We start from the raw sequence: 20,978 nt of genomic DNA, 5'->3' as shown, positions 1-20,978 counted from the left end.
TTTTCACGTTGTATCTTGCTAGAACGCTGGAGCGATGCGCCCTCTCCCACGATATCGCCACCTCGTTGTCACGACACTGCTGTTGCTTGGCCTCGCACCAACAGTCAGCGCCCAACGCGAAGCGTGGAACTGGTATTTCGGTCACCGTGCCGGTGTGACCTTCAGTTCCGGTACGGCCCAGTCCCTGTCGGACGGCCGTCTCAGCACCAACGAAGGCTGTGCGACGCAGTCCGATCCCGTCACCGGCGACCTGCTTTTCTATACGGATGGCGTTACGGTATGGAACCGCATGCATGACGTCATGCCGGGCGGTGAAGGTCTGTACGGCGATGCATCGACGAGTCAGAGCGCGCTCATCGTACCGGTACCCGGCAATTCGAGCCTCTACTACATTTTCAATCCGGCTCCGATAACGTCATCGGCCATCGGCAACCGCTGCTTCTGTCTCTACTACTCCGTCGTCGACATGCGGAAGCAGGGATCGTTCGGCGAGGTGGTGCGCTGGAACCAGCTCCTGACCACCGACATCACGGAACATCTTACGGCGACCATCGACTGTCGCGGCGATTCCTACTGGATCGTGGTACGAAGCCGCACCTTTCGGCAGTTCCTCAGTTTCCGGCTGACGCGTGATGGCCTGCAGACGACGCCCGTCATCAGCGATGCAGGCAATCCCAACCTTCCCGTACGCGACGCCGGGCAGATGCACATCTCGCCCAACAGCCGTCATCTCGTGATCACCAGCGCGGCCGGAAATTCCCAGCTCTACGACTTCAACACCATCACCGGCAAGGTCCTCAACGCCATAGATCTCTTCCCGACGTCGACGGCGGGATCCCACTACGGTGCGGCCTTCTCGCGCGATTCCAGAAAACTCTACATCTCCGTCTCGAACAGAGGCGATACGATTCCCGCCGAAGTCTATCAGTTCAACACGGCCGCCGGTGATGCTTCCGACATCCAGAATTCGCGCAAACTCGCATTCACGCTGCCGAACGTGACGACGTGGACGTCCCTCCAGCTCGGCCCCGACGGCAGGATCTACGCCACGCGGCCCGGCGAACCGTACCTCGCAGTCATCGAACGTCCGGGACGGAACGTCGACTCCATCCGGTTCCGCGATTCGGCGGTCATCCTGACGGGCCAGTGCAGGGTGGGCCTCCCGAACGTCATCGGCTCGATGCTCGTTCCACCGAATCCGATCCAGGCAGGATGCAACGCTCCCATCGCGTCCTTCACGGGTGATACGACGTGCGCGAACACGTGTCTCGGCTTCATGGACGAGAGCGTCGGCAACATCGATACGTGGGAATGGTACTTCGATGGCGGCACACCCGCATCCTCCATACTGAAGAATCCGTCCCGCATCTGTTACGCACAACCCGGACTCTATCCCGTACGCCTCGTCGTCAGCAACAGGTTCGGCTCGGACACGACCTATCGTCTGGTACGCATACAACCGCCACCGTCGATCTCGACCGACAGCGTGGCCGACCTCTGTCCTGGAACATCCGTACGTCTCGGCGTCTCCGGAGCCGATACGTACGAATGGTCGCCCAGGGAATCACTGGACGATCCGGCATCTCCGAGACCGTTGGCCCGACCGAAGCGTACGACGCACTACATCGTCGTCGGACGGAATGCCCACGGCTGTGCCGACACGGCCAGTGTGACCGTACGGGTCCTGGACGTCGGTGCCGGTCCCGACATCACGATCTGCCGCGGCGGCAGTGCACGTCTGGCGGCCCACGGGGCGACATCCTACGTGTGGACACCGGCGGAGGGACTGGACGATCCGACGTCGCCCGCACCCGTCGCCTCACCGACCATCAGCACGAACTACGTCGTACGCCTGATCACGCCGACGTGCGAGATCTCCGACACCGTACGTGTCAACGTCGTCGATACGTTCCGGGTCGCCATCTCGGGTGCACCGACGATGTGCGCAGGCCAGGCGGCTCCCCTCAGCGTCAGCGGCGGAGGCTCGTCGTTCAGATGGACACCGGAAGAAGGACTGGACGATCCGACGTCGCCCACACCCGTCGTGAGACCGCTGCGCACGACGACGTACCGCGTGACGGCCCTGAGCGGTTCGTGCAAGGCCGAGGCGGAGATCACGATCACCGTCCTCGATCCACCCATGGTCGATGCGGGAAAGAATGCCGTCATCTGTGCGGGCGATACGGCCGCACTCAGCGCCACGACGACGGCCACGTCGGTACTGTGGCAGCCGGTCACCGGGCTCAGCGATCCGACGTCGCTGACGCCGAAGGCGACACCGGCCAGAACGACGACCTACTACCTCAGGGCTACGTCCGCCAATAACTGCGTCGCCGTGGATTCCGTCACCGTCATCGTGCGCTCGTCGGTATCCATCAATGCAGGCACCGACAAGTCGATCTGTGCAGGACAGGCAGTACAGCTCACGGCCTTCGGAGAATCCGCCACGTATTCGTGGTCCCCGACGACGGGCCTGAGCGATCCCACCAGCCTCTCGCCCATCGCGAGGCCATCGGTCACGACGATGTACGTGCTGACGGCCCGCTCCGGATCATGCATGGCCATGGATACCGTCATGGTCTTCGTCTCGTCGTTGAACCTTACCGTCACACCCGACACGACGATCTGCGCGAACGACGGCATACGACTGCGCGCCGAAGGCGCCACGAAGTACGTCTGGACTCCTTCCGACGGCCTGAGCGATCATACGATCAGCAATCCGATCGCCTCACCGGCGACGACGACGACGTACATCGTGCAGGGAACCGATCAGTACGGATGCACAGATACGCGCTCGGTCACCGTCAGCGTGCGGCCGCACACTCCTATCACCCTGCGTCTCGGTACGGTGACTGCGGAAGCGGGCTCCATCAATGCGGGCATACCGATCTTCATCGACATCGACCCCTCGCAACTTGGGATGACGATCGATACGTTGCGCGCCGAGATCCACAACAACATCGACATCTTCAAGCCCGAATCGACGGACCGTGGCAAGATCGTTCCGGGCTTCCGCCTCGATGACGGAATCCGCATCACGTACCTCGAAATCGCCAATGTCGTCCTGCTGGCCCCCCGACAGAAGCTGACCGAGATCCGTGGCATCGTGCTCCTGGGCAAGGACGATACGACGCCGTTCACCTGGGCCGACATTCTGGTGAAGGGTATCACCTGCCCCGAGATCACGTCCACCCCGGGCATGCTCTTCGTATCGGGCTGCAACATCAGGGGACGCGCACTCAAGCGCTTCATGGATGCCACCCTGAGTATCCAGACCAGCGTCGAACGCCAGGCCATCGACCTCGAGATCGGCGGCACCATGCCCGGAACCTATGGACTCCGTCTCGTCAGTACCGAAGGGCGTACCCTGTGGGAGAGCGACTTCGAACGCCCGTTTGACGACGCGCAGCCCCGCCACCTTTCGATCGACATGTCGGCCATCGGGACCGGCCTCTACTACGTCGTCTTCCACCGGCCGACGGGGACGGACGCCTCGCCCATCCTCTACATGCCCTAGGTTCGGTCCGCGAGCGGTAATTTTGTCGGATGTTCCCGCGAATACCGCTCCTCCTCACCGCCGTCTGCCTTATCAGCATCGCCACGACCGGCCGCGCATCGGCACGGAACGATAGCCGCGACTCCACGACGACACGCCGTGTGATCGACAGCATCCGTACCGTCACGAAACAGCAGATCGTCGTCACCGGCACACGCAACGAAGTCCATCTCAAGGACTCTCCCGTGCGGGTCGAAGTCATCGGCCAGGAACGTATACGCACGACGGCGATGGTGACGCTCGCCGATCTGCTCAAGGAACAGACGGGCCTGCTGATGAACGGAGGGATCCGCACCGGCGTACAGATGAACGGCCTCGGTCCGGACTATACGATGATCCTCATCGATGGCCAACCGATGGTCGGTCGCGTAGCAGGCGTCCTCGACCTCTCGCGTATCAGCGTCGGCAACATCGACCGCGTCGAAGTGGTGAAGGGCCCGATGAGTAGCATGTACGGCAGCGAAGCCCTTGCCGGTGTGATCAACATCATCACGCGCAGGGCGGCGGACGGATGGACGGGCCGCCTCTATTCCCAGTACCTGAACCGCGGCCCCGCCGAAGTGCAGATGGAAACGGGCTGGGGAAGCGACGAAGTCGAAGCGTCGGCCTACGTCAACTACAAGAACGCGCCGTCGTTCTCGCTGCAGCGGGACACTCTTTCGATTCCTTATTCGGCGTATCAGGACGGCACCCTGCATGCCAAGGCCCAATGGTCCTTCGCGAAAGGATGGAAGGCCAGGGGCACCCTGCGTCTGTTCGGAACGCAGACGCGAGGCACGTTCGTCGAGAGCGTCTTCGGTCAAGTCGCCGAGAACTCGGGCAGCGTCACGCAGTGGGACGTTTCGGGAACGGTCGGTACGGAATGGCAGTCGGGTCGAGCTCGCCTCACCACGAACGCCTATGCCGCCGTCTATCAGGAACGCTACAACTTCGACGTCGCACAGGGCGATCGCGGTACGGTCGACGATCTCATACGACGGAATGCACGCCTGTACGCACAGTACGACCTTCTCTTCGGCTCGAGCAATCGTATGACCGTCGGCGGTGAGTTCCTGTACGACGACGTAGGCGGTTCACGCTATCACGATTCGCTCACACCGGGATACCGTCCGTTCTACCGCACCGGCGTCGCGTTCACGCAATGGGAAGGTATGCCGACGGACTGGATATCCTACGTGCTCAGCGCGCGGTTCGACGACAACAACGTCTATGGTGCGGCGCTGAGTCCACGCCTGTCCGTGCTGTGGAAACCGGACGATCACTTCCGCGTCAGCGGGAGCGTGGGCACAGGCTTCAAGGCACCCGACTTCCGCCAGCTCTTCGTCTCGTTCTCGAATCGTCTGCCCGGTGCAGGATACGATCTCATCGGTGCAGCCAGGCTCGGCATACATCTTCAGCCCGAGCGCAGCATCTCCTACGATCTTGGATTCCGCTACGACGATGTGGAGTTCAGGATCGATGCGGATCACACGCTGCTTCTCGCCGCGGAGATTCGCGGATTCCATAACGATCTTCACAATCTCATCGAATACTATCTCGCCGGCCGCGTCGACAACCGTGCCGTCTATTCGTACCGGAATCTTTCGCGCGTCTATACGCAGGGTATCGAAATCAATCTCAATAGCGTTCTCGTCATCGACGAAGTCGGCTCCTTCACCCTCGGCGGAGGCTATCAGTACCTCGATGCCAAGGACCGTGAAGTACTGGATGCCATCGACAGGGGACTCGCCGGCACCATCGACAAACCGCTCACACGGGCCGACTACGACGGACTGTGGATGCGCTCGCATCACAGCGGAACGTTGCGGCTGCTCTACAACTCACCAGAACGTGCATGGAGCGCCAGCCTGCGATGTCAGTTCGTCGGGCGATACGGGGACGAAGCCCTCGACAAGAACGGCTTCGTGATGAGCGATCCCCCGCGCAAGGTTCTCGACCGTGAGGATGAATACGTTCCAGGATATACCATGGTGAATGCCGCCGTGACGCATACGTTCACGTTCACCGACCATACGTCGGTCTCCCTTTCGACCGGCGCGAACAATCTGTTCGACATCATGAATCCGACGTTGATCCCGGGACTCGTCGGACGACAGTTCTTCTTCCAGGCAGCGTTACGGTTCGACTGACCGTCTCTCAGATCGGCTTGAAGCCTTCGAAGGCCTGCAGGCAGGAGTTGCAGTAGTGAAGCGAGCGGCAGAGCGTCGGCCCGAACGGGGACTTCATGACGGTATCGTCGCTGCCGCAGTAGGGGCAATGCATGTGCTCGAGCACATCGAGCGACAGTACCAGTTCGTATGGTTCGGGCGGTGCGAGGCCATGCTTCAGCAAGGCCTTCCTGCCGTTTTCCGTCAGACGGTTCGTCGTCCAGGGAACGTCGAAATTCACGTTGACCACCACCGACCGTACACCGAGTGATCGTACCGCCTGCTCCACGTCGTTGCGCATGACGTCGATGGCCGGACATCCGACGAATGTCGGTGTCATCGTCACTACGACGTCATCGTCATCATCGATCCGCACATCCGTGATGATACCCATGTCGACGACGGAGATCGTCGGGATCTCGGGGTCCTTGACTTCACGCAGTGCGGTCATGATGTCGTCGGTCGTCATCGTCGTCTACCATTCCGCCGAAGGATCGATACGATATACTTCGGTCATTTCGTTGAGAAGGGGCTGCAGGTATTCCGTATGCGTGCCCTTGCGTCCACCGTAGACGGGTTCCGCATGATCGGGAATGCGCAGGGCCGCATTGCCGAGCGTCGCACCGACGAAGTCGAGCCACATCCGCTTCAGTTCGTCCTCGCCTGCGAAGACGCCATCGGCCTTTAGGGCCGCCTCGTCGGCACCGGGTTCGAACATTCCGAGCGCATAGGGCCACATCTCGTCCAATGCCGCCTGCATACGACGGTGGCTTTCCTCGTCACCCTGGGCGCCGAGCTGGACGACCCACGTCTGACCGTGGTACAGGTGATACTTGAGCTCTCCGTGCACCTTGCGTGCGAGCTTCGCGAGAGGTTCATACGATGACGACTGGAACATGCCGTAGCGATGATATTCCGCCGCATCGAAGAGGAAGTGACGTACGAGACTGCGATCGTATTCACCGTTCGGCAGTTCCACGAGCTGCGAACACCGGAGCGATGCTTCGTCGCGCATGAAAGCCGTGGCGTCGGGATCGGCCTCGCCCAGCTCATGCAGGATCTGATACAGAGCCTGTGCATGGCCGAGCTTGTCCTGTGCGATCGACGAGAAGGCGATGTCTTCTTCGAGGACAGGGCCGAGCCCTGTCCATTCCGAGTGGCGATGCGCCAGAATCAGTTCGTCATCCGCGACGCGATAGAGCAGATCCTTGAGGGCATCCATGTTCATTCCGTTGGGCCTTTCTGTTCCTTCTTGAAGGCTTCTACCTTGTTCCGCACCATGTAGGCGGCGACGTCGCGATACTTCTTCTCCGGCGTCGTGGCGAACACGTCCGCGTCTTCCGCAGCCATCGTGAAGATATTCTCCGTGCTCACGACCCACAGGTTGACGCTCTGGCCGCGGCGACCGTATTGTTCCTTCGCCAGGACCAGGGCCATCTCGCGGTTGGGTGCATGCACCGTACCTACGTGTATATGACGTGCACCGGTCTTCTGTTGGTGGAAGACCTCATAGGTCGGAAACTGGTCGAGCTCCGGTTTCGGCTCCAGAGGCCGTTGCGGATCGGAATCGATGTGAGCGCGCATCACGCGCGGATCGAGCGAAACAATCGTAGCCATATCCCTGCACAATCGTTGTATTTCCTGCAAAGATACGGGTTTACGGGCAACCCTGTCTGTACGGCATTACTGCACGACGGTGACGGGTACGGACCGGATGACATGGCCGTCGGATGAAAGCACGACGAGCAGATATGGTCCGGGCGGTAGGTTCGCGACGCTCGTTCTGAAGGCATATCCCGTCATCCCATCCTCGTCGTCCGTCGCGATTGCATCCGCGATGGTGACGGCCCGGCCCAGGGCGTCCACCAGATGGACCTCAGGACGGCCTGCCATGGATGACGCGAGAATGCGAAGATCGATGAAGGTGTTCGACGGTACGGGTGACGGAAGTGACAGACGATAGCTCGATCCCGCACGGACGATGGTGGTCCCCACCGGTACGTTACAGCGCGACGTTCCCTCGGTAACGATGGCGAGTCCTCTGCTCTCGAAAGCGATGTACGTGGGCGAACAGGTATCGGGCAGGACGAGTGTGTCATCGATCATTCCCGAGTCCTGTGCCGATGCACAGACATCGAGCATTCTCGTCTCTCCCGGTGGAATCACGATGGGAAGCTGATGAAGCGGAATGCTGAAGAGGACGTTGCCGACGAAGGCCGGATGCGCGATGACCAGATTGTCCTCCGTCGACTTGTTCCTGATGGCCACCGTATAGCACGACCTGTCGCCAACGGCGTGATCGGGAATATGGATAGGCGTGACCGAGGAAAGGACTTCGACCTTGTTGCGCGTGTTCAGGACCGTGACGGTCATGGCTGGCGATGTACCCGCGCAGCCGAAGTCGTCCACGACATGTACCGTATACGTCCCCGCCTCTCCCACGGTGATGTCGGCATCCGTGGAACCGTTCGACCACTCGTATCGTGCGTAGCCGCGCGGTGCGCTGAGCTTGACCATTTCGTCGATGCAGATCGTCGTATTCCTGTTGGCCGTGATCACGGGCGCAGGTATCGGACGTACGGTCAGCACGAAGGGATCGGAAACGTGCTGGCACCCGTTCGTGTCGAGAACGGTGACGGTATACGATCCGGACGTCTTGACGACGATGGTCGATGTCGTGTCGCCCGTCGACCATTTCTTCGAGATGAACGTGCCGGTACAGGAGAGCACGGCGGAGTCGCCCTGACAGAGCGTCGTGGCCGCTCCCTGGATCTGCGGCTTGTCGTTCGGATATACCCGGACGTAGACGGTGTCGGACGACTGGCGACAGGTACGGACGTCGTAGGCGGTAATGACGTAGCGGCCTTCCGTTCCTACCGGGCGTTCACGACCGCTTACACCATCGTTCCACGTATAGTCCCGGAATCCTTCCGACCCTTCCAGTACGGTGACATCCCCCGGACAGATCGAAATGGTGTCCGTTTGCGGTTGCACGAAGGTGACGCTGAACCCGATCTCGTTGAAGTTCGACCGATAGATGCCGTCGCCGGCGATGTAGCCCAGCGTGTCGTTCACGAACCAGACATCATCGACATCTCCGTCGATACCGCAGTTGCGCAGTATCCACGACCGGCCCGCGTTCGACGTGTAGTAGACGGATCTCCTGGAGCCGACACCCCATCCCTCGTTTTCGTTCAGGAGGAAGGTACCGAACATGCTGGCACCGGTCTGGAATTCACGCCAGGTCTTCCCCATATCCGGGGTCCAGCGGATGGAGCCGTGCGTCGGATCCTGGCCATCGCAGTCGTTGCCGGCCGTAGGCAGGCAGAACGTCTGGTTGATATGGGTGATCTCTTCCGTCCAGTACTTCTCACCGGTACGTGCCATCATGGACCAGTTCACGCCATAGTCGTCCGTCGTCCACAGCACACCGCTGGATACGGCGTAGCCGCTGCCGTCGCGGTAGAGCAGGCAGTCGCTGAGACCACTGCTGGGCTCGATGGTGAAGGATACCGTCCACGAATTGCCACCGTCGGTGGTGCGGTAGTAGGACTGTGCATCGGTCCCGCAGCCACCGGCCAGGAAGAGACCTTCCATCTCGTTGAGGAAGTAGCACCCCCAGGACTTGGAGGCCGTAGCGTTGAACGGCGTGATGTCGCGCCAGGTCACGCCACCGTCGGTACTCCTGAAGATCCCAGCAGGACCCGACGTATAGCCGACCAGCGGGGTCAGGAACTGGACGCTTTCGAGGAATTCCTGGGGAAGGGTCGAACCCTCCCACGTCTGACCTCCGTCCGTCGTCCGGACGACCCACCCTTCGATACTGCAGGCCCATCCGTAGTTCGGAGACGAGGGCAGGAAGAAGACGTCCAGATAGTATCCCGTGGCATACTTGCCGGGCAATGTGAGCTTCTTCCACTGGGCCTTGCCTTCATGGGCACCCAGCACCGTCAGCACCACGCACAGCAGAGCTGCAACGACATGGCGCTGACGGATATGTGTGCTATGAAGACTGCGATTCTGCATGCTTGTCAGCGGACGATGACGGCACGACCGTGGATGACACGACGTTCGCCGACGATGGCGAGAACATAGGTTCCGGGCGCTGCCTGTGCACCGTCGTTCATCCTGCCGTTCCATACGTAGGAAACACGGTCCGAACCGGCCGAGATGCGATCCTGGTGAACGAGTATCCCGAACGCGTCGAAGACGTTGACGACGTAGGGCTCTCCGGCGACGGCGCCGAAGGAAGCCGTCACCGTAGCCGATGACGGAACCGGGGCCACGTCCATTGTCTCGTGTGCCGCGATGATGTCGTCGACGCTTGATGCGGGGCTGATGATGATCCTGATGGGAGAGAGGAAGTTCCACCTGTCGCCGGCATCGGGCGCGCCGCTGAGATTCACGGCATTGGCAGCGGCGTGGAGCCAGGCCGTCCCTTCCGTCTGCGGGGCCGTCCATGTGAACTTGAACGAGACTTCACCGGCGCTGAAGGACTTCGGCGACGTATGCGTGAGCTCACCGAGCTGGACCCATGTGGATTGACCCGCGACGCTGGCCAGACTGCCCGCATTCGTATTGCCGTTCTCCGACGTCTTGACGGAAAGGTTGAGTCCGCAGGCCTTGGCCGTGCTGTTGCTGACGACCAGGGTAAGATCGACCACCTGGCCTGGCAGTACGCGCAGGGTGTTGTCGATGCTCTCGGCGATACGCAGCGTCGTCAGCGTGGAGGCCGACGTGCCATGACACTGGCCACCACCGCAGCCGCCGGAATTGAGGGTGGAGCGGCGCACGATACCGCTGGACGATGCATGCGCGTCCGACGGGGTCAGCATCAGGATGGCTGCAAGGGGAAGAACCGAAGAAAACAGGGAACGCAACATCGTCACGAATGACTCCTCGTACTTGAAATGATGTGGTGTGTGTTTGCTGTATGATGGGCGAAGCCCCGCACATGTTACGAATAGTGGTGGGCTTCGGAGAAAAAAAAAGGGCGCACCGAGGTGCGCCCTTCATTCATCTGCCGGACGTCAGGATTACTGACGAACCAGGCGTACAGTCCAACGTTGGTTACCCGTGGTGACGACCACGTTGTAAACACCGCTTGCAAGATCACCCATCGTGACGGTGGTGCGGAAGTTACCGCCAGCCGTCTGTTCGTTGAGCGTCATGACAAGCTCGCCAACTGCATTGACAAGTTCAATGCGAACCGGACCGGCTTGCGTGATTTCCGTCTCGATCGTGAACAGACCATTGGTCGGGTTCGGGAAGAGATGGAGTTCAGCCGTACGACCTGCCACTACATCGTCGTCGACATTCGTGAGAATGACGTCGAAGGGTTGCGAGCTGGCCGAGCAGGTGTTGTTGTCAGCGATGCTGACAGTGTATGCACCCGGTTGGTTGACGACGTAGAAGGACTGGGTGGCACCCGGAATGATTTCGTCATTCCGCTTCCACACATAGGATTCTGCTACTGCGGAGACAGCCTTCAGCGTGTCGCCAACGCGGGTGATGGTCGGGCGGGCGGGCAGCGGGTTAACCGTTACTTCCGTGACTACCGAAGCAGCCATGCAAAGCATGTTATCCGATACCATGACCGTGTATTGACCACCGTCCGTCACCGTGATCGAGCGCGACGTAGCGCCGTTCGACCAGATGTAGTTGGCGTAGCCTTCCGGTGCCGTCAGGGTTACCGCATTGCCTTCGCAGAAGGTTGTCGGACCGTTGGCGGAGATGACCGGGGTAACGACCTGGCTGAGGTTGATGACGACTGCATCGGATTCACCCGTGCAACCGTTGGCGTCTACCACTTGAACCTTGACCGTGTCTGCCTGCTTGACGAAGATCGTACGACCCGTGCCATAGACATGACCAGCGGCGCTGATCCAGGTGTATTGCGAGTAACCGGCGGGAGCGCGGACTTCGACGGAGTCGCCGTCGCATACCGTCGTGGCACCGATGACTGCGAGGACCGGATGCGGCGTCGGATAGACGGTGACATCAACTTCCGTCGACGTACCCGTGCAAGCGTTGCCGTCTGCGACCGTTACAGTATAGGAACCGGACGTGGTAACCGTGATCGACTGCGTCGTTTCGCCGGTCGACCAACGATAAGCGGAGAATCCGTTCGGAGCCGTGAGCGTTACGCTACCACCTTCGCAGAACGACGTCGGACCACTGAGGGCGATGATCGGCAGCGAAGACGGGAAGACGTTGACGCGAACGGTGTCCGAGCTGTTCGAGCAACCGTTGCCATCCGTGACGACTACCCAGTAATCGCCAGTGGTGCGGGCAACGATGTTACGCGAGGTTTCACCCGTCGACCAGACATAGGAGGAGAATCCGAGCGGAGCGGAGAGGGTTACGTCTCCACCTTGGCAGAACGTCGTCGGACCGCTAGGCGTGACCGTTACGTTCGGCAGCGAGTTCACCATGACGTCGATCTGGTTGATGGCCGTGCAGCCATACGTGTTCGTTTCCGTGACCCACAGCGTAGCTGCGCCAGGAAGCGTCCACTCGACCGTTACGTTCGGCGTGGTTTGACCCGCGCGGATGATGTTACCACCGCTCACCGTCCAGTTGTAGGAGTTACCAGGGATACCAGGCGTGCTGTACGTCTGGATCGAGTTCTGGCAAACCGACAGAGGACCGGAGATCGTCGGGTTCGGAAGCGGGTTGATCGTGATCACTTGCGTGGTCTGCGTGGTGCAACCCCACGGAATCGTGGTGTGCTGAACCGTGATCGTACCCGTCGTGGGAGCGTTGGTTGCGTTGGCCCATTCGACGACGACCGTGGACGTGCCTTGGCCGCTGATGATGGTACCACCCGTTACCGTCCAGTTGAAGGAAACGCTACCAGGATTGCTCGAGGTATAGGTGTACTGGTTGATGGTCGGCGGAACGTCCGTGTAGTCCGTAGCGCAAACCGTCGTCGTACCCGTGATGGTCGGAACCGGCGGGAGCGGACGAACCGTAACGTTCAGCGTCGTGGACGTTGCGCAAGCGGCCGGATCCGGGACTGCCGGAAGCGTACCTGCAACGAACTCTTCAACCGAGACGGAGCCTGCACCTGCAGCACCCCACGTTACCGAGATCTGATTCGGAGCGATCGGCGACCACACCGTACCTGCAGGACCGGAGACGGTCCACGTGTACGTGTTGCCGGCAACGAACGGCGTGGTGTAGACCTGCGTGCTGTTTTCGCACGGATCAACAGCGCCGGTGATCACAGGCGTCGGCTTGGGACGCTTGTCGATGTCTTCCGTTACCGTCGTGATGCAATCCGATCCAGGAACCGTTTCCGTGACAGACACCGTGCCTGCACCCGGACCGGCCCACAGAACCGTGATCGTGTTCGTGTTCTGACCGCTGACGATCGAACCACCCGTTACCGTCCAGAAGTAGACGTTGGCAGGCGTTGCGGCCGTCGTGTAGACGTGCGTGCTGTTTTCGCAAACCAGACCCGGGCGCTGCGAGGTCGGCGAGCCGAAGCCCGTCGTCGACGTGATGACCGGAGTCGGGATCGGATTCACCTGGACATCGATGGATACGGTCTTCGAGCAGCCGGCGATGGACGTTTCCGTCACAGCGACGTTGTGGAGACCCGTTTGAATCCATTGAAGGGTGATCGTGTTGCTGTTCGGATAACCGGCGATCGGAGCGAAGACCGGCGTAACAGAACCGACACCAGGCGTGATCGTCCAAGCGTACGTGTTGCCAGGGATAGCCGGCGTGCTGTACGTATGGATCTTGTTGATGCAGGATACCGTCGGGCCCGTGATGACAGGCGTGGGTTGCGGCGTGACGTTCACGTTTTGCGTAACCGTCTTCGAGCAGGTCGAACCCGTCGTCGTTTCGGTTACCGTGATCGAGCCGTTACCAGCCGTCAGCCAGAGGACGTCGACTTGATTCGTGCCTTGACCGGTGACGATGCTACCACCGACGACGGTCCAGACATACGTGTTACCCGAAGTACCCGTGTTGTAGGTGATCGTTTGACCTTCGCAAGCCTGGCCAAGTGCGCCGGCCGGAGCGATGCGGGCGATGACCGGGTTCGGCGTTGCCGATACCGTTACCGTTTCCGTCGTCGTAGCCGTGCAGTTGCCCGTAGCGTTGTTTTCGGTCAGCGTGATCGTGTACGTACCGGCGATGAGCCACTTGACGGACATCGTTGCCGACGTCGTGCCCGTGGTGATCTGCCAATCCGTGTTGTTCACGCCAGGAGCGATCGACCAGCCATACGTGTGACCGCCAACTGCGGCAACCGAATAGGTGTCCGTGTTGTCCGTGCAGCTCGTATTCGGGCCCGTGATTGCAGGTGCAGGTTGATCTTCGACCGAGACGTTGAGCACCGACGTAGCGGCGCACATCGGGGAACCGGTCGTTTCTTCAACGAGCGTCAGCGTTTGATTACCGATGGCGGTCCATTGAACCATCACGGTCGTCGTGCCTTGACCGGCCGTGATCGTACCACCCGTTACCGTCCACGTATACGTGGAGCCGGCGACGGTAGCACCGCTCGTGTATTCGATCGACGTACCGACGCAAGCCTGGTTTGCATTGCCGGCATCCGTGCGAGCGATCGTGGAGACGACAGGCTGGCGATAGACCGTGACCGTGATGTTGGCCATGGCCATGCAACCGCTCAGCGTATTCGTTTCCGTGACGTCGATCGTTGCCGTCGTGGAACCCGAAGCCGGGCTCGTGAACTGCACACCGATCGTGTTCGTGTTGTTCGGCGTCGTCAGCGTGCCACCCGTGACCGTCCACATGTAGGTGTTGCCTGCGACCATCGGCGTGGAGTACGTAGCCGTGGTTTCGCCGCAGACATTGACCGGACCGGAGATGACAGGAGCCGGCGGATTCACGACCGTTACGGGTTGCGATACCGTCGTCGTGCATTGCGTGCTGGTGACCCATTCGGCAACCGTCACAGAACCACTGCCGACCGTGTTCCAGTCGACCGTGATCTGATTCGTGCCTTGGCCACCCGTGATGGCGCCGCCGACAACCGTCCAGTTGTAGCTATGACCAGCGACGTTGGCGGTTTCGTAGACGACCGTCTGACCGACGCATGCAGCGCCGAGGACACCACCAGCCGTGATGCGGGTGATAGCCGGAGCGGGCTTCGTGTAGACCGTGACCGTGAAGGCAGCGGACGTCTTCGAGCAGTTCGTTACCGTGAACGTTTCCGTCACTTCGACGGTGAACGTACCGAAGGTAGCGGGCAGCGTTACGGTACCCGTGTTGAACGTGGCACTGGCCGTCGAGCCGCCCGATACGATGCTTACGCCCGTAAGGTCGGTCGTGCCGGTGATGTTCCACGTGTACACGCTGTTCGGAGCGTTGTTCTGCGTCGAGAGAACGATGTTCGTGTTGTCGCAAGCCGTCGTCGGGCCAGTTACGACCGGCGTCGGCGTCGGCGTGACATCTACGGTATACGTGTTCACGGCGATACAGCCTTGAACGGACGTTTCCGTGAGCTTGATCGTAGCCGTCGGATTCGGCATGTCGAGCCAGTCGATCGTGATCGTGTTCAGGCCGAGACCGGCAAGAACGCTGGGGCTGGCATTCGTGCCTGCACCCGTACCACCGACGATCGTACCACCGACAACTTCCCAGAGGTAGTTGTCACCGGCGATGAGCGTCGACGTGTAGATCACACCCATCTGGTTCTGGCAAACCGTAGCCGGACCCGTGACGTTCGGCGTCGGGAGCGAGTAGACCGTTACGTTCTTCGTAACCGTCGTTGCGCAGCCCCACGGAAGCGTAACGAGAACCGTGACCGGAGCGATACCCGTACCGGCCGTCGTATTCCATTCGGCAGCGATGTGGCGCGTACCTTGACCCGAGCGGATGACACCCGTCGGACCCGTCGGGCTCGTCGGCATCGTCCAGAGGAAGGTCGTACCAGCAGGCCACGTCGTGTTCGTACCCGTGCCGCACGTCGTGCGATACACATCGTAGTCTTCGACGTGCTGTTCGTAACCACCATAGATACATGCGGTAGCATCGCCTTCGATGTCGCCGTCATGAACGGCCGAGTTGATCACGACATCGACGGTCGTCGTGTCATCGCAACCCGTAACGACATCGACTTGAACGAGCTGGATCGTTGCCGTGATGGGGCTGTTCACACCATTGCAGGCAAGATCGTTCGGACCCCACGTGACCGTGAACGGATCGACCGTTCCAGGACCGGAAGGCATGGCGGCAAGCGGCGTGGTGCCGAGCGGTGCGTTGGAGATCGACCACTCGTAGGTATAAGCAGCGCTCGAACCTACGGGCGAGTAGTTCTCTACGTCACCACCACAGATCGGAGACGTCGGCGGCACGATGGCAGCCGTCGGTTCCGGATTGATCGTCAGCATCGTGGTACCGACCGTGACTTCGCAGCCACCGACCGGGATCGGACGCGTGATCGTGACACCATCGACGAAGAGGCGACCTTGAACCGTCAGCGTCACGTTGACCGGAGCGCCGGGGTTCGTAGCCTGGATCTGGAGGATGTCAGCTTGCGAAATCGCGAAGTTGATCGCACCCGTAGGCGTGGTGATCTGCTGAAGCTTCGTGGGAACGAACGGCGTCATGCCGCCACCCCAGTAGACTTCGTATTCCACACCGTCTTGCGTGTTGGCGACCGTCAGCGTGGTGGCATCGTTGTTCCAGCAGACTGCTGCCGGAGTAACCGTTACCACTTGCGGCGTGATCGGAGCGAAGACCGTCACTTGCGGATTACCGTTCATGACTGCCGAGCACGAAGGCAGCGACGTCGTGGTAGCGACGACCTGATATTCGTAGTTCGGAGCTGCCGTGAGCGGGCCGCTACCAGCGGGGCTGGTGTTGTCGACGAGCGTGAGCGTACCGCCGTTACCGGCAGCCGAGACACCCGTGCTGGCGAAGACGCCACCAGGGAGCGAACGGCGCTCGAGCGTGTACGTGATCCATGCATCCGTCGAAGCGACGTCGACAGGGATGGGCTGACCTTCGCAGAAGAGAACGGTCGTAGCCGTCACCGTCTTGACATCCGGGTTCGGATGGACGTTGATCGTGATGTTGTTGGAAGCGAGATAACCGGGGCACGAGCCGTTCGGGTTCACCACCGTGCGTACGAGGTACGTCGTGATGGAACCCATGGAACCCGTGTACGGCAGATCGGCTGCGGGGATAGCCCAGTTCGTGATGACCGCACCCGTACCGGCCTGAGCGAGAGCCGTAGAGGCGCCCCACGTCGTACCGCCGTCTGCGGAGATCTCGAGCGTATAGCTATAACCGACTTCCGAGCCGGACAGTTCTACGAGCGGCGAGGCGCCGGCGCACATGTCAGGCAGGGTTGCGGGCGTCGGCGAAGCACCGAAGCCGAGCGAGTATACCGTCGGGATGACCGAAGGATTGATGATGACGGGGAAGTCAGGCGTCGTGAACGAGCAACCTGCACCGCCTTGGCGGATTTCCGTGACCTTGATCTTGCCAGGGTTCGGACCCGTCCAGCGTACGACGACGAACGGAGCGGTTTCCGCACCGTAGTTACCCGACCACGTCGTGATTTGCGACGTCGTCGAGAGAGGCATGGTGTTCGTTACCGTTGCACCGTTATCGCTGTAAGCGACGATGTAACCGTTCGTAACCGTCCAGTTGTAGTTCGAGCCGACAACGATCGGCGACGTGACGTAGTACTTCTCATCCGCGATGTTCGGATTGTACGTAGCTACCGTTTCGCCGTTGGGGCAGACCGGACCGAAGTTACCCGTGAAGGTCGTGTTCGGAGCCGGGTTGACCGTGATCGTGATGATCGATACGCGCATACAACCCGTGACGGGGTTGACAGCCTGGATACCGTAGACGACGCTACCGGCATTCCAGCCAGCGACCGTCACGTTGTTCGAAGGACCGACATTGATACCGAAGCCGCTACCAAAGTCGATGTCCATGCTGGCCAGCCAGTAATAGTCGATACCGGCTTCAGCATTGTTGATCGTGATCGTCGGCAGGGGCGTCTGCGTTTGGCAGAACGGAGCCGGCGGGTTGTAATCGACGTACGGCGTGCCGGAAGGCGTGGTGCCTACGGCCATCGGACGAGGATTGATGTTCTCGTTGGCGGTACCGGCAGGGCTGGTACACGTCGTCGAACCGAACGTGTTGGATTGCGTAGCGGAGAACGAACCGACGATCGGCGCCGGCGTGTTGTTCGTCCACGTTACGGAAGGCAGGTTCTGGGGAGCGCCCGTACCGACACCCGTAGCCGTAGCCGACGTACCGTTGAAGAGACCGTTCGTGACCGTTACCGTCCATGCCATACCGGCTTCGGCGGTAATCGTATACGTTCCTGCCGCTACGACGTCGGCGTCGCAACGATCCGTACCCGTACCACCGATGACCGGAGCGGCCGGCGTGCGGACGATCGTGAAGTTCGCCGTGTTCGTGTTGGAGCAACCCGTGACGGTGTTCGTCACCTGGAGTTGAACCGTGTACGGACCGGACGTAGCCGTGATCGGATTCGTCAGGTTGAAGCTTTCGGACGGACCGTTGCCGGCACCGACCATCGTGGCGAGACCACCGGGGTTCGCCGTGAGCGACCATGCATAGGCCGGAACACCACCATTGGTGAGACCGGATACGCTGAAGGCGATCGAGGAACCACCGCAAGCTGCCGTCGGACCCGAAACGAGGAACGAGGGAAGCGGCTCGATGGTGATCGTGTAGACTTCGATGGCCGAGCAACCGCCGGCATTCGAATATTCGTGGCTGATGGAGCCCGACGTACCGGCACCCCACGTTACCTGGAGCGTACCCGTAGCGGCGGCCGTATACGTAGCACCCGTACCACCACCCGTTACAACGCCACCCGGATCCGGAGCGGCCGTGATCGTACCACCCGTGATCGTGAAGCTGCTGTTATCGGCAGCGGCCGTGTTGAACGTATAGACGTTGCCCGTCGAATTGGCGCAAGGATTGGCAGCCGAAATGCCAGGACCCGTTAGGGACATGTTGGCAGCCGTCGGCGTGGGATTGACCGTGAGGTTATAGGTATTGGTACCGACGCAACCGGTGGTTACGTTCTGTTCCCATACCTGGAGAACACCTGCACCCGGAGCCGTCCACTGAACGGTGATCTGCATTGCACCCGTCGTGAACGTACCGGCACTCGGATACGGGTTGGCGTAGGCACCCGGTACACCGTTGACAGCAACGATGATACCGTTCGTGACCTGCCAGCGATATCCGTCGGCGGGAGCACCCGTTACCGTATAGACATACTGCAGCGGGTTGGGGTTCGTCTGATAGGAAGGATTACCTGCCACGGGAGCGACGTACTGGCAAACCGGCGAAGCGACGGCAACCGTCGGCGTCGGCAGCGGATTGACCGTGAACGTCTGCGTGTGCGTACGCGTGCAACCGGCACCCGTCGTTTCCAGAGCGTTGACCGTTGCCGTACCGGCAGCCGTGAAGTTGATCACAGCGCTGGTTTGGCCAGGACCGCCAGCGGAACCGATGATGGAACCCGGAACGCCGCTGAACGACCATGCGATGTTGTTCGCCGTCGCGCCACCGTCCAACGAGAACGTGATGTTCTGGTTGGGGCAGATGGACGTCGGAACCGACGTCATCGTACGCGTGATCGGAGCGGGGTTGAACGTGATCGACGTCGTCGTCGTATACGTACACGTCACACCGGCACCCGTCGTGACGACGACCTGAAGCGTGGTCGCAACCGGGCTCAGGCTGGCGGCTTGCGTGAAGCCGCTGGTCAGCGTGACCGTCGTCGACGAAGCCGAAGGCGTGTTGATCGTTACATACGGAGCAACCGATGCAGGAAGTGCAGGGTTGAAGGACCACGCATAGCCCGTACCGGCAGGAGCCGTGAACGGAGCCGTAGCGGAGCTACCGGTAGCCGGAGCACAGATCGGCGTCGTGCCGCCCGTGATCGGACCGGAAGGCGTGAGGTATACCGTAACGGGAAGGTCGTTGTTCGGGCCGACGCAGGCAGGAACACCAGGGCCGGTTTCAACGACGCGGATCGTCTGCGGCGTACCACCGATCGAAGCTGCGCTAGGATTGAAGGTGATCGTGACCGGAGACGAGGTAGCGTTCGGCGTGATCGTATAGTCGACACCGGCGGTGAGACCAGGAACGGACCATTGGAAGGTCGAACCCGGAACCGTCTGCGTGAACGAATACGAGTTACCCGTACCCGAGCAGACGTTGGCGTTGCCTACAGGCAGCGATGCCGTCGGGGACTGGATCCAGGTGACCTGGTAATCCGGAGCTTGAACCGTCGTACAGTTGGACAGCGTCGCAACCGCATAATAGTCGACGTTCGCAGCCGTGGGCGACGAAACGACCGCGTTATACGGAGACGTATTGTCTACACCCAGCGAACCACCGCCGACCTGGAAGAATTCGACACTCGTGACCGTGATGGCCGGACCTGCCGGATCCCAGTTATAGGCGGCATTGACGACATCGGCGCCGGGGTTGTCCTGGCTTTGACCGACAACTGCAGCCGGAGGCTGGCAATTGTTGGCGATACCGATGGAGTACTCCTGCTGATTCGCCGGAGCGCCCGGATCCTGATCGCTGATGAGCGTGACACGGATCTCGATGCGACCATCGTTCGGATGGCCCTGGAGATAGAGGAGCGCCTGAACCGTAACGACATCGCCGTCGTTCACACCGGGGTTCTGATAGTTATACATCGGAACCGCGTCGAACGTCACGACGAGAACGTTACCACCACCGATGTTCTGGACTTCCCACCAGATCTGTCCGCCGGCTTGCGGCGAAAGGTCCGTGTTGGCCAGATAGATGGCGTTGTACGACTCGCCGACGGCAGGTGCCGCCAGATTCTTCGGATTGATCTGCGTTGCGAGCGGATCATTACGGAACGTAATGAAGCCGTTCGAGCCGATGTAGAAGCCGTTGACACCAAGGTCGATCGGCGTTCCGAAGAAATTGAAAACTTGGCCAGCCGCGAGCTGCTGGGCCGACACCTGGTCGTCACCAAGGACGACGTTGTTGGCCGCACCCGCAGCAACCGGTGCTGCGTATGCCAGACCCGCAGCGGCGTAACCGGAATTGGCCGGTAACCCCGCCTCTGTAGCGGTTAGAGTGACCGACGACCCAGAACACTGGGGGTTCGGTGCGCCCGTAACCGTCAGAGTCTGCGCCCTCACAACACTGCTTGGTAGCAGGCCGACGGCTACAATAGCCGACAACAACATCGCAAGTAGCCAGCTACTGCCAGACTTGCGTTGCCGTTGTGAGGGATACGCGGA

8 protein-coding genes are annotated in these 20,978 nt (G+C 60.7%); 2 read left to right on the top strand and 6 right to left on the bottom strand.

Going from position 1 to position 20,978, the window contains the following annotated elements; translation table 11 throughout:
- Positions 1-154: 154 nt before the first annotated feature.
- Positions 155-3,517, top strand: a complete 3,363-nt coding sequence (locus tag BGO89_05010) for a hypothetical protein (protein ID OJX60926.1) — start codon at positions 155-157, stop codon at positions 3,515-3,517.
- A gap of 29 nt (positions 3,518-3,546) precedes the next feature.
- Complete coding sequence (locus tag BGO89_05005; protein OJX60925.1) at positions 3,547-5,685, top strand: hypothetical protein; 2,139 nt, start codon at positions 3,547-3,549, stop codon at positions 5,683-5,685.
- 7 nt (positions 5,686-5,692) lie between these two features.
- Here BGO89_05005 and BGO89_05000 read toward each other — a convergent pair whose 3' ends face one another.
- From BGO89_05000 to BGO89_04975, 6 genes are all read right to left on the bottom strand, one after another.
- Complete coding sequence (locus BGO89_05000; protein OJX60924.1) at positions 5,693-6,172, bottom strand: phenylacetate-CoA oxygenase subunit PaaJ; 480 nt, start codon at positions 6,170-6,172, stop codon at positions 5,693-5,695.
- 6 nt (positions 6,173-6,178) lie between these two features.
- A complete protein-coding gene (locus BGO89_04995; protein OJX60923.1) occupies positions 6,179-6,931 on the bottom strand; it encodes a phenylacetate-CoA oxygenase subunit PaaI in 753 nt (250 codons plus the stop codon).
- A complete protein-coding gene (locus BGO89_04990) occupies positions 6,928-7,320 on the bottom strand; it encodes a hypothetical protein (protein OJX60922.1) in 393 nt (130 codons plus the stop codon). The genes BGO89_04995 and BGO89_04990 overlap by 4 nt, the downstream gene beginning before the upstream one ends.
- A 66-nt stretch (positions 7,321-7,386) precedes the next feature.
- Complete coding sequence (locus BGO89_04985) at positions 7,387-9,729, bottom strand: hypothetical protein (GenBank protein OJX60921.1); 2,343 nt, start codon at positions 9,727-9,729, stop codon at positions 7,387-7,389.
- Between the two features lie 5 nt (positions 9,730-9,734).
- Positions 9,735-10,586 (bottom strand): hypothetical protein, encoded by an 852-nt coding sequence (locus BGO89_04980; protein OJX60920.1) that lies wholly within the window; start codon positions 10,584-10,586, stop codon positions 9,735-9,737.
- Between the two features lie 153 nt (positions 10,587-10,739).
- Positions 10,740-20,693, bottom strand: a complete 9,954-nt coding sequence (locus tag BGO89_04975) for a hypothetical protein (protein ID OJX60919.1) — start codon at positions 20,691-20,693, stop codon at positions 10,740-10,742.
- Between the last annotated feature and the right edge of the window lie 285 nt (positions 20,694-20,978).

Source organism: Candidatus Kapaibacterium thiocyanatum, assembly GCA_001899175.1.
GTDB classification, from domain to species: Bacteria; Bacteroidota; Ignavibacteria; order Kapaibacteriales; family Kapaibacteriaceae; genus Kapaibacterium; species Kapaibacterium thiocyanatum.
The sequence above is the reverse complement of the archived record's forward strand: the minus strand, read 5'-3'. Positions and strand labels throughout refer to the sequence as shown.